The sequence below is a fragment of the Botrimarina mediterranea genome (genome assembly GCF_007753265.1).
In the GTDB taxonomy this organism is placed as follows: Bacteria; Planctomycetota; Planctomycetia; order Pirellulales; family Lacipirellulaceae; genus Botrimarina; species Botrimarina mediterranea.
In genome coordinates this window covers 3772197-3783867 of the sequence record NZ_CP036349.1, presented here as the reverse complement: position 1 = coordinate 3783867, position 11671 = coordinate 3772197, and the positions used below count along the sequence as shown (strand labels likewise).

6 protein-coding genes are annotated in these 11671 nt (G+C 66.8%); 4 read left to right on the top strand and 2 right to left on the bottom strand.

Going from position 1 to position 11671, the window contains the following annotated elements; translation table 11 throughout:
- Window positions 1-57: 57 nt before the first annotated feature.
- Window positions 58-1050, bottom strand: coding sequence for an alpha-E domain-containing protein (locus tag Spa11_RS14510; protein ID WP_145113475.1), 993 nt, complete (start codon window positions 1048-1050; stop codon window positions 58-60).
- A 69-nt stretch (window positions 1051-1119) separates the two neighbouring features.
- Window positions 1120-2601 (bottom strand): circularly permuted type 2 ATP-grasp protein, encoded by a 1482-nt coding sequence (locus Spa11_RS14505; protein ID WP_145113473.1) that lies wholly within the window; start codon window positions 2599-2601, stop codon window positions 1120-1122.
- Between the two features lie 382 nt (window positions 2602-2983).
- Between Spa11_RS14505 and Spa11_RS14500 the strand changes: the two genes are divergently transcribed.
- From Spa11_RS14500 to Spa11_RS14485, 4 genes are all read left to right on the top strand, one after another.
- Window positions 2984-4285, top strand: a complete 1302-nt coding sequence (locus Spa11_RS14500) for a DUF1501 domain-containing protein (protein ID WP_145113471.1) — start codon at window positions 2984-2986, stop codon at window positions 4283-4285.
- Between the two features lie 68 nt (window positions 4286-4353).
- Window positions 4354-6699, top strand: coding sequence for a PPC domain-containing protein (locus tag Spa11_RS14495; protein ID WP_145113469.1), 2346 nt, complete (start codon window positions 4354-4356; stop codon window positions 6697-6699).
- Window positions 6696-9164 (top strand): DUF1553 domain-containing protein, encoded by a 2469-nt coding sequence (locus Spa11_RS14490; protein ID WP_145113467.1) that lies wholly within the window; start codon window positions 6696-6698, stop codon window positions 9162-9164. The genes Spa11_RS14495 and Spa11_RS14490 overlap by 4 nt, the downstream gene beginning before the upstream one ends.
- 154 nt (window positions 9165-9318) lie before the next feature.
- Entirely contained in the window at window positions 9319-11658 is a 2340-nt protein-coding gene (locus Spa11_RS14485) for a c-type cytochrome domain-containing protein (protein ID WP_145113465.1), read from the top strand.
- Window positions 11659-11671 lie beyond the last annotated feature (13 nt).

Here is an 11671-nt window from a genome sequence, read left to right as displayed (position 1 = left end):
GTCGGCGGGACCCGGTTGTGCCGGGTGTAGGGGCGGGGGGCTTGGGCGGCTAGCGAATCAGTGCAGCATACGTTGAAACTGCGTCTGCTTCGGCGGTTTTGCGTCCGTGTCCAGCGTGAAGAAGTCCTTTAAGAGGGCGTCGCCGATGTCGTTCAGCCGGCGTTGGAAGGCGTCGATGTACTCGTGCATCCCTTCGCGGACGACGTCGTCGATCGCGGTGTAGTCCATTTCCGACCGCAGGCGACCGGCGAGTTTCTCCGAGCGGCAGCTGAACGTCCCCGGCCGACTGCCGGTGATCTCGCTGATCGATTCCTGGGCCCGCATCAGGCAGAACCGCATCGAACGGGGGAAGTCGCGGTCCAGGATCAGGAACTCGGCCACCTCCGCGGGAGTGATCCGGCCGTGGACGCGGCGGTACATGGTCAGAGCGCTCGCGGACTTCAGCAGGGCCGACCAGCGGACCACGTCGAGCGTCGAGCCGACGTCGTCCAGGCCCGGCAGCAGGTGGAAGTACTGCACGTCCACGATCCGCGAAGTCTTGTCGGCACGCTCAAGGAGCCGCCCGATACGCGAAAAGTGCCACGCCTCGTTGTGAGACATGGTCGCGTCGGTGGTGCCCACCAGCGTGTGGCTGGCGTGGCGGACCATGTCGCAGAATTGGTTGGGCTCGGAGATGAAGCGGCTGTTCTGCAGCGCCGACTGCACCATGAGGTAGAACTTGTTGACCTGCTCCCACATCGCGACGGTGATCGACTCACGCACGCTGCGGGCGTTCTCCCGCGCGGCGGCGACGCATGAGAAGACCGAGTTGGGATTCCGTGGGTCGAACGCCAAGAACCGCAGCACCGCCTCGCGTTGGGGCTCGCCGTAGAGCTCCTTGTAGAGGTCCTGGTCGCCCGTTGTGTAGACCAGCGGCGCCCACTGCTCGCTGAGGTCGACCCCTTCGCCGAGCGTGAGGTTGTCGTTCACGTCGATAAAGCGCGCGACATTCTCGGCGCGCTCGACGTAGCGGCTCATCCAGAAGATCGATTCAGCGACGCGGCTTAACATTCGGTGCGGGGGAGAGCTTGGGGCCCGGGCTGATTCGCCGCGAGGGGGACTTTTGGTTAAGTGGGGGCGTCAAGCCGACGCCGCCGACCCATTGATGTGGCTAGTCAGCGCCTTCCAGGAGTCGGTCCCAGCGGGGTCGCGGAGCACCCAGGTGTCCTTGCTGCCGCCGCCCTGCGAGGAGTTGACGATCATCGACCCTTGGACCAGAGCCACCCGTGTCAGGCCGCCCGGCATCACGTAGATTTCTTTACCGGCCAGGACGAACGGCCGTAGGTCCACGTGTCGGGGCTCCAGGCCGTCGGACGTGAGCGTCGGCGCGGTCGAGAGGTCGAGCATCGGCTGGGCGATGTGCTCGCGCGGGTTCGCGCGGATCCGCTCGGCGCACTTCTCAAGGTCTTCTTTCGAAGCCCGCGGTCCCAGGACGATGCCGTAACCTCCCGACTCGTTGGTCGGTTTCACCACCAGCTTGTCGAGGTTGGCCAGCACGTGTTCGCGCTGTTGTTCATCCCAACAAACATAGGTGGGCACGTTGGCGAGGATCGGCTCTTCGCTCAGGTAGTAGCGGATGATGTCGGGGACATAAGCGTAGACCGCCTTGTCGTCGGCGACGCCCGTGCCCGGGGCGTTGGCGAGCGTCACGTTGCCGGCCCGACAAGCCCGCATTAGGCCGCGGACGCCGAGCACCGAGTCTTCGCGGAAGCACTCGGGGTCGAGGAAGTCGTCATCGATCCGCCGGTAGATCACATCGATGCGTCGCAGGCCGCGCGTGGTGCGCATGTAGACCACGTCATCGATGACCGTGAGGTCCACGCCCTGCACCAGCTCGACGCCCATCTGCTGGGCGAGGAACGTGTGCTCGAAGTAGGCCGAGTTGTAGACTCCGGGTGTCAGGACTACCGCCAGGGGCGACTCCACCCCGGGCGGGGCGCTGTCCAGCAGCGTCCGCAGCAGTTGCTCGGGGTACTGCTCCACCGGCGTCACGGCCATCCCCTGGAAGATGGTCGAGAACGTCCGCTTCATGATCTCACGGTTCTCGAGCACATACGACACGCCCGAAGGACAGCGCAGGTTGTCCTCCAGCACGTAGAACACGCCGTCGCGGTCGCGGACGAGGTCCACGCCGCTGATGTGGCACCACGCCTTGTTCGTCGGGCTAAAGCCGCGTAGCTCGGGGCGGTAGGAAGACGCGGTCTGGATCAGGTGCTCGGGGACGACCCCGTCGGCGATGATCTTCTGGTCGTTGTAGATGTCGTCGATGAACAGGTTTAGCGCTTTGACGCGTTGACGAAGCCCCGCCTCGACACGGGCCCACTCGTCATAGCCGATGATCCGCGGCAACACGTCGAACGGCCAGACCTTCTCGACCCCGGCCTCGTGGCCGTACACGTTGAAGGTGATGCCCATGTTGCTGAGGTGCAGCTCCGCGGCGATCTGGCGATTGCGGAGCTCGTCGAGCGTGACGCCGCCGAGCCGTTCGACGAACGCCCGGCAGGGGTCGCGGGGAACGTCTGCCGAAGCGAACATCTCGTCGAACGAGTCGGTGCTGTACATGGGGCGGGTGGGCCCTCGGAGGTGCTGAACAAGGCCGGCAAATTACCGCACAAGGCCCGTCCGGGTCCAACGTTATCGGCTGAAAACTGCTCGACGAGTAGGCAGGCCCAGCGGCTTTGCGCGGCACGCGCACACCCCGACCGCGCGCCGTACTCCGAAAAGAACGGGTCCGCACAGGGTGCGTCGTATGGACAAACTGGGGCAGCAACCGTTGTGCCATATGCGTTAGCGACCCCACCGTTTCGCGCTAAATCTCGCAGCGGCGTCCATTAGTTGCTGGCTTATCCCCTCCCGCCCGGTTATCCATGTCCTGCGCCAAGGCATTGCGGGTCCTACGATCCGCAACCGAGCCAAGTGCTTGATAGCCCCGGAGCGTTGACCGATGCCCGTCCCGAAACCCACCCGCCGCGGTTTCCTTGCCGCCGGTGCCGTGACTGGACTTGGACTCTCGCTCGGCGACTTCTTCGCCCTGCAATCGGCTCAGGCCGCGACCAACAGCTACACGCCCCCGCCGGTTCGGGCCAAGAGCGTCATTCACATCTTCTTAGAGGGCGGCGTCTCCGCCCAAGAGACCTGGGACCCGAAGCCCGACGCCCCCATCGAGTATCGGGGAGAGCTTGGTTCGGTGGCGACCAACCTACCCGGTGTCCGCTTCAGTGAATTGCTCGGGCGCACCGCGGGCCTTGCCGACAAGCTGACGGTCATCCGCTCGATGACCCACGGCGAAGCCGCCCACGAACGCGGCCAGCACAACATGCTGACCGGCTACCGGCCCAGCCCGGCGCTGGTCTACCCGAGCTACGGCAGCGTCGTGAGCCACGAGTTTGGCCCGCGGAAGGACCTGCCGGCTTATATCAGCATTCCCGGTCAGGTCACCGATTACGGCGGCTCGGGTTACCTGAGCACGGCGTTCGCCCCGTTCAGCGTGGGTGACGACCCGGCGAATCCCAACTTCGCCGTCCGCGACCTCAACCTCCCCGGCAACGTCAGCGACGAGCGCTACCACCGCCGCCGCAAGGCGCTGGAGATCGTCAATCGTCCGTTTACCGAGGAGGCCGCGTCCGACGCCGTCGCGGCGATGGACGCCTTCTACCAACGTGCCTTCGAGCTGATCGGTTCGCAGAGCGCCCGCGAAGCCTTCAACCTCCAGAAAGAAGACAACGCGATCCGTGATCGCTACGGCCGCCACCAGGCCGGGCAGCGGATGCTGCTCGCCCGCCGGCTCGTGGAAGCAGGCGCGCGGTTCGTGACACTCTCCTACGGCGGCTGGGACCACCACCAGAACATCACCGGCAACATGCGCAACCTGCTGCCGGCGTTCGATCAGGGGTTCTCGACGCTCGTCGCCGACCTCGACGAGCGTGGCCTCCTAGACGATACCCTGGTGGTCGTCTCCAGCGAGTTCGGCCGCACGCCGAAGATCAACGCCGACGCCGGTCGCGACCACTGGTCGAAGGTCTTTAGTGTCGTGCTCGCCGGCGGCGGTATGAAGCGCGGCGCAGTGATCGGTTCATCCGGGCCGACCGCCTCGGAGCCCGAGGCCACGCCGATCACGCCCGAAGACCTGGCGACGACGGTCTTCCACCAGCTCGGCATCGACGCCACGAAGGAGCTAATGGCGCCGGGCGACCGGCCCATCGAGATCGTCGATGGTGGTCGCGTCCGCAAGGAATTGATCGCGTAGCAGCCTGCCCCGCCGAACCACAGCCCTGTGGTTCTTCCGCTCGCCCTTCCTCCCGATAGGGTCGTGACGTGCTCCTCCAGAGATTATCGCCGGCAATCCTCGGCATGCTGTGCTTCGCCGGCGCCATCGCCGACGCGGCACAGCCTCGCATCAATCAGCTCGCGCCCCAAGGCGTCCGCCGTGGCGCGGAGGTGACGGTCAAGCTGCTCGGCCCGCGCGTCGGCGCCGAGCCGCAAGAGATACTCTTCGACGCGCCCGGCCTGAGCGTCGTGAAGCTCGAGCCCGCCGACGGCAACACGCTGCAAGCCACCCTTAAGGTCGCCGAGGACTCGCCGCTCGGCCGCCACGCGATCCGTTTGCGCACAGCGACGGGCGTCAGCAACCTCGTGACGCTCCATGTCGGCGCCCTCGAGAGCGTCGATGAGGTGGAGCCCAACAGCACCATCGCCGAAGCCCAAGCGATCCCGCTCGGCCGTACGGTCCACGGCGTCATCAAAGTCGAGGACGACGATTACTTTGCGGTCGAACTAAAAGAGGGGCAGCGACTCTCGGTCGAGGTCGAAGGCATCCGCCTTGGCCGCACGTTCTTCGATCCGTGCCTCGAATTGCTCGACGCGGCGGGCAAGACGGTCGCCGCCAGCGACGACGAAGCCGCCGCTTATCAGGACGCCTTCCTTTCCTACATCGCGCCGGCTGCCGGGCGGTACCTCGTGCGGCTGCGTGAGTCGGCGTACCAGGGCAACGACGCTTCGACCTATCTGCTGCATATCGGCGATTTCCCCCGTCCAGCGGCGGCCTACCCGCCCGCGGTCGTCGCCGGTCAAGCGAGCGAGGTCACGCTCATTGGCGACCCCAAGGGTGACTTCAAGCAGACCGTCACGGCGCCGGGAGAGTTGAAGGGCGACTCCGAACTCCACGCCGCCGATGACGCGGGCGTCGCCCCGTCGTCATTGCCAATGAAAGTCGTCGCCGCGCCGCCGGTGCTTGAAGCCGAGCCCAACAACGACCGTAAAAAGCCGACCCGCATGACCACGCCCGGCGCCGCCGCGGGGGTGATCGGCGCGGAGGGGGACCGTGACCACTTTGTCATCACGATGAAGAAGGGCGAGGTGCTCGACCTCCGAGTCCGGGCCAGAGAGCTGCGCTCGGGCCTCGACCCCGTGCTGCGTGTGTTCGACGCCAAGGGCAAACGCCTCGCCGGCGCCGATGATGAAGGCCGGTTTCCCGACAGCTACATTCGTTTCACCGCTCCCGACGATGGCGACTACACGCTGCAGATCGAGGATCGCACGCGGCGCGGTGATCCGTCGTTCGTTTATCTCGTCGACGCGACGCCGCGCGTCGCCGCGGTTGAAATCACTCTCGATGAACGACAAAGGTTCGAAGCGACCACGATCGAAGTCCCACAGGGCGGCCGCTGCGCGGTGCTGCTCACCGTCAATCGCAAGGACGTGGGCGGCGAGATGCAGGTCGCGTTCGACTCGCTCCCGCCGGGGATAACCGCGGAGTGCTCGCCACTGCCGGCCGATTACAACCAGTTGCCGGTCGTGTTCAGCGCCGCGTCCGACGCGCCACTCGCCGGCACGCTCACGTCCGTGACAGCGAGCTTCACCCAGCCGGAGAATCAGCCGCCGCTCGAGACCCGCTTTCGCCAGCAGACTTGGATGGTCCGCGGCCGCAACAACGTCTCGGTGTGGAGCCACTACGCCAATCACGCCGCGGTCGCGGTAACGAAGAGGCTGCCTTTCACGATCACCGTCGATCAACCGCAGGCGCCGCTCGTCCGCGACGGCAACATGGTCCTCAGGGTCCACGCCCGGCGCGATGAGGGTTTCGACCAAGCGATCCGCGTCTACACGCTGCACCACACGCCGGGCGTCTCGACCAACCGCTCGCTCTCGATCCCCCAGGGCCAGAACGACGTTGATATCCCAGTGACCGCCAATGGTCAGGCCCGCACTGGAGCGTGGCCCACCGTCGTCGTCGCCGACACAGGCGTCCGCGGCCGCGTCTTCGCGTCGTCGCCGTTCGTCACGCTCAATGTCGCCGAGGCCTACTTTGATCTTTCGGTTCCGACGGTCACGACCAAGCAAGGCGAGCCGGTCGAGATGACCGTCGCCCTGTCGCACCGTACGCCGTTCGAAGGCAACGCGACGCTCGAACTCGTCGGCCTCCCGCCGGGCGTCACCGCGGACCCCGTCGAAGTCGCCGCCGGCGCCGAGTCGGCGAAATTCGCCATCAACGTGCCGCTCGACGCCCGCATCGGCCCCAACCCGGGCGTCGGCGTCCGTGTGCGACTGATGGTGAAGGGCGAGCAAGTCGAGTATCGCCACGGTTACGCCGAGTTCCGCATCGACCCCGCGCCGACCAAGACCGCTAAGCAAACCGCGAGCGCTGGAGGGCAGAAGTCATGAAGACCCAGAAATTTACGCTGATCGCGTTACTGGCAATCAGTTGCACGATCGCCGAGGGGACCGAAGAGGGCGTCACGCCCGAGCAATCCACCACGCGCTTCGTCGAGCTCAGCCTCTACCCGCCGCAGGTGACGCTCGGCCACGCCGGTGACTACCAAGGCATGGTCGCGGTCGCGACGCAGGCCGACGGCGTGACGATCGACGTCACCGACCTTGCCAAGTGGCGCGTCGGCGTCGAGCACGGTGAGAAAGACGCCTTAAGCGTCGAAGAGGGCGTCGTCCGCGCGGCGAGCGACGGCGTCGCTCGTGTCGGCGTCGAGTTCGCCGGCCTCCGTGCCGAAGCTGACGTGCACGCCCAAGGGACCGCGAAAGAGAAGCCCGTCAGCTTCCGTCACGACGTGATGCCGATCCTCATGCGCACCGGGTGCAATTCGGGCGGCTGCCACGGCTCGTCGCGCGGCAAGGACGGCTTCCGGATGTCGCTGTTCGGATTTGACCCGGCGGGCGATTACCACCGACTGACGCGCGAGCAGGTCAATCGCAGACTCAACCTTGCGATGCCCGAAGAAAGCCTGTTGCTCACCAAGGCCGTCGCCAGCGTCACCCACACCGGCGGCAAGCGGTTCGACGAGGACAGCGACTATTACGCCAAGCTCCACGACTGGATCGCCGCCGGCGCCCGCAACGACCTTGAAGGAGCACCAACGGTGACGGGCGTCGCCATCTACCCGCCGAAGGCGGCCATCGGCGCCGGTGGTCAGATGCAGCGCTTCGTTGTTGTCGCCGATTATTCGGACGGGACCTCGCGCGACGTGACGAGCCTTGTCGTCTTCCAGTCGAGCAACGAGTCGTCGGCCGCCATCGACGCCGCGGGCCTCGTCACCTCCGACCGCCGCGGCGAGACGTTCGTCACCGCCCGCTTCGACACGCACACCGTGGGCAGCCAGGTGCTCGTGCTGCCGACCGACGAGCCGTTCGAGCCCAGGCCGGAGACGCCCGCCAATTACATCGACGAGCTGGTCAGCGCGAAGCTCCGCACGCTCCGCGTCCACCCCAGCGACCTCGCTAGCGACAACGAGTTTCTCCGCCGCGTCACGATCGACATCGCCGGGCGCCTGCCGACCGTCGCCGAGGTCGAGGCGTTCACCGCTAATGAGGACCCGGCCAAGCGCACTGCGAAAATCGACGAGTTGCTCAAGGACCCGGGCTTCGCCCAGGTGTGGGGCCTCAAGTGGGCCGAGCTGCTGCTCGTGCGGACGCTCCCCAACCGCGTCGAGTACAAGCCGATGTTCTTGTACTCACAGTGGCTCACCGAGCAGATCGACTCGGGCCGGCCGCTCGACGACATGTTCGGCGACCTGCTCGCGGCGAGCGGCAGCTCGTTCACGACGCCGCAGGTCAACTTCTATCAGATCGAGCCCGACCCCAAGAAGATCGCCGAGAACGTCGCCCAGACCTTCCTCGGCACCCGGCTCCAGTGTGCCCAGTGCCACAACCATCCGTTCGACCGCTGGACGATGGACGACTACTACGCGTTCACCGCGTTCTTCACGCAGATCGGCCGCAAGACGGGGGAGGACTACCGCGAGGTGTTCGTCTTCAATTCGGGTGGCGGCGAGTCGAAGCACCCGGTTGATGGCCGGGTGATGAAGCCGAAGTTCCTCGGCGGCGCCGAGGCCGACGTGAAGGGCCGCGACCGCCGCGAGGCGCTCGCGGAGTGGGTTACGTCGCCGGAGAACCCGTGGTTCGCCCCGAGCGTCGCCAACCGCGTCTGGGCGCACTTCTTCGGCGTCGGAATCGTCGAGCCGCTCGACGATATCCGCGTCAGCAACCCGCCGAGCAACCCCGAGTTGTTCGACGAACTGGGCGAGAAACTGATCGAGTACGACTATGACCTACGGCGTCTGGTGCGTGACATAACCACCTCGAGGGCTTACCAGCGTTCGTGCGAGCCAAACGAGTCGAACGCCGGCGACACGCGCAACTTCGCCCGCTCGCACGCCCGCCGAATGCCGGCCGAGACGATGCTCGACTGCCTCAGCCAGGCGACCGGCGCGCCGGAGAAACTGCCGGGTCTTCCGCTCGGGTCTCGCGCGACACAGATCGCCGACGGCAACAGTGGCAACTACTTCCTGACGACCTTCGGGCGCTCACGCCGGGAGTCGGTCTGCGCCTGCGAGGCCAAGACCGACCCGACGCTGTCGCAAGCCCTGCACCTGCTGAACGGCGCGACGGTCGCCGGCAAGATCGACAGCGGCAAGCTTATCGAGGGATGGCTCGAGGCCGGCAAGACGCCCGTCGAAGTCATCGACGCCATTTATCGCAGCGCTCTAGGCCGCCCCGCGACCGAAGAAGAGCGCGCCGAGCTAACGCCGCTCCTCGGCGATGACCCCAAACCGATCGAACCCTTGCGCGACATCTTCTGGGCGGTGCTCAACTCCCGCGAATTCGCTTTCAACCACTAAAAGTTTGGAGCCACAGAAAGGCACAAAAGACACGAAGAAGGACGGTAGGTGGGTAGACCGGTAGGCCGTTAGGGTTGTCCGTCAAACCTCTTCCTATCGTCCTTCCAGACGAACTTCTTCTTTGTGCTTTTTTGTGGCTCACCTTAACATCGTCATGATTAAGCATCTTGCAGTAATCGGCTTCGTCGCAGCGGCGTCGAGCGCTCTCGGCGCGGTGACGTTCGAGAAGGACGTGAAGCCGATTTTTCGTGAGCACTGCGCTGGGTGCCACAACCAAGACGACGCCGCCAGCGACTTTGCTGCTGACGGTTTCGACGGGGTCCTCGCTGGCGGGGCAGGGGGGGAGGTCGTGGCGCCGGGGGACCCGGACGGCTCGCGGTTATGGCGGCTGATCACGCACGCCGAGCAGCCCGCGATGCCGCCAGGCGGCGACAAGCTGCCCGACGCCCAGCTCGCCGTTGTTCGCGCCTGGATCGAGGGCGGCCTGCTGAAGGACGACCAGTCAAAGCCGATGGCGTCCAAGAAGGCGGCGATCGCGGTGGTCGATGTCGGCGATCTCGGCAAGCCCGTCGGCGAGCCGGCGATGCCTAAAGACTGGTACCGCGAGCCGGTGGTCACCAGCGACGCCGTTGGCCCCGTCGAGTCGATCGCCGCCAGCGCCTGGGCGCCCGCGGCCGCCGTGCCCTGGCAGCGGCAGGTCGCGCTCTACCACACGGAGACCAGCGCGCTGTTGGGCGTGACGCCGTACCTGGAAGGCGCGCCGCACGTCGTCCGCTTCAGCCGTGACGGCAGCCTGCTGCTCGTTGCCGGCGGGCGCGAGGGCGCGCTCGGCACCGCTGCGATTATCGACGTGGTCAGCGGCGCGCGTCTTGCAACGGTTGGCGACGAACTCGACACCGTCCTCGCCGCCGACATCAGCCCCGACAACCGGCTCGTCGCCATCGGCGGGCCGAAGAAGAAGGTCCGCGTCTACCGCGTCGTCGACGGCTCGCTCGCCTACACGTGCGAGAAGCACACCGACTGGGTCACCGCCGTCGCGTTCAGCCCCGACAACCAGCTACTCGCCACCGGCGACCGCTCCGCGGGGTTGCGGCTCTGGCAGGCCGAGGCGGGCCACGAGCGTGGCGACCTCCGGGGCCACTCGCTGGCGATCACGTCGCTCGCTTGGCGGCCGGGCGTGCTCGCTTCGGCCAGCGAAGACGGGACGGTCCGCTGGTGGAACGCCGACGGCGCGCAGGTGAAGTCTTTCCCTGCTCACGGCGGCGGCACCTTGTCGGTGGCGTTCGCCAGTGACGGCCGCCTCGTCACCGCGGGGCGCGATCGGCTGGTGAAGCTCTGGAACGCCGACGCCGGGCATGTCGCCGACCTCACGCAGACCGACGACGTCGCGCTGGCCGCGGTCTTCGCGCACGGCGACAAGCGCGTCGTCGCCAGCGACTGGTCGGGCAAAGTCCGCGTCGTTGATATCGAAACGAAGCAGCCCGTCGCGATGTTCACGCCCAACCCGCCGACGCTCGCCGAGCGTGTCGAGGCAGCGGACAAGTCGCTCGCCGACTTGCAAGCCAAGCATGCCGAGGCCACGACGCTATCCGCTGAGAAAGGCAAAGCCTTAGAACTAGCGCAACAAGCCCACGACGCCTTCAACAAACGACTCGCCGACGCCGAGCAAAGCCTCGCCGCCGCCCGGCGTTCGCTCGACGAGGCCCAGGCGACGCTCAAGGGCCGCACGGGCGCCGAGTCCCGCGCCAGCGAGGCGAAGTCCGCCGCCGACACGGCGCTGGCGGAAGCGGCGAAGAAGCTCGAAGAGGCCCGCAAGGCGAACGCGCCGAGCGTCGGCGACCTCGTCGCGGCCGTTGCCGACGCCGACAGCGCCGTCCACGCCGCGACGGCGGCGCTAGGCGAGACGCAGACGCTCCGCGTCGAGGCCGAGGGCCTCGCCGGTCAGGCGACACAGCGCAAGTCCGACGCCGACCAGCTGTTGGCGGAAGTCGGTTCGCAGCGCGCGGGCCTGCCAGACCTGGCGCCGCTCCAAGCCGAAGCCGAAGCGGCAACCAAGGCGCTCCAAGAGATGGCTCAGCAAGTCGCGCAGGCGACGACCGCCCGCGACGCCGCCGTCGCCGAGCGCGAGCGCTACGCCGCCGCGGCCGACGAACTGGCGAAGCGCGCCGAGCAGACGCTCGCCGAGGTGACGACGCTCGAAGCCGCCGCCGCCGAGGCCGCGTCCCGCGAGGCGGAAGCCGCCCAGGCCGCCGAAGCCGCCGCCGAGGCGACCAAGGAATTGCAAGCCCAGCTCGAAGCGATCAAAGAGCAGATCCGCGACAGCCGCGCCAAGCAAGCGGAGTCGAAGCAGTCGCTCGCCGACCTCGAGGCCGAAGCCGCCGCGCAGCAAGCGAAGCTCACCGAAGCCCAGCGCCGCGCACAGGTCGCCGAAGCGCAGCTCAACGACCTCAAAGCGACAAGCGAGTGGCGCGCCGAGCACATCGCGAAGGAATGACACAAGCATCCAA

Bases quoted from the DNA above. Each gene is read 5' to 3' on its own strand.
- Spa11_RS14510 (WP_145113475.1), bottom strand. From the start codon at position 1,050: ATGTTAAGCCGCGTCGCTGAATCGATCTTCTGGATGAGCCGCTACGTC.
- Spa11_RS14490 (WP_145113467.1), top strand. From the start codon at position 6,696: ATGAAGACCCAGAAATTTACGCTGATCGCGTTACTGGCAATCAGTTGC.
- Spa11_RS14505 (WP_145113473.1), bottom strand. From the start codon at position 2,601: ATGTACAGCACCGACTCGTTCGACGAGATGTTCGCTTCGGCAGACGTT.
- Spa11_RS14485 (WP_145113465.1), top strand. From the start codon at position 9,319: ATGATTAAGCATCTTGCAGTAATCGGCTTCGTCGCAGCGGCGTCGAGC.
- Spa11_RS14500 (WP_145113471.1), top strand. From the start codon at position 2,984: ATGCCCGTCCCGAAACCCACCCGCCGCGGTTTCCTTGCCGCCGGTGCC.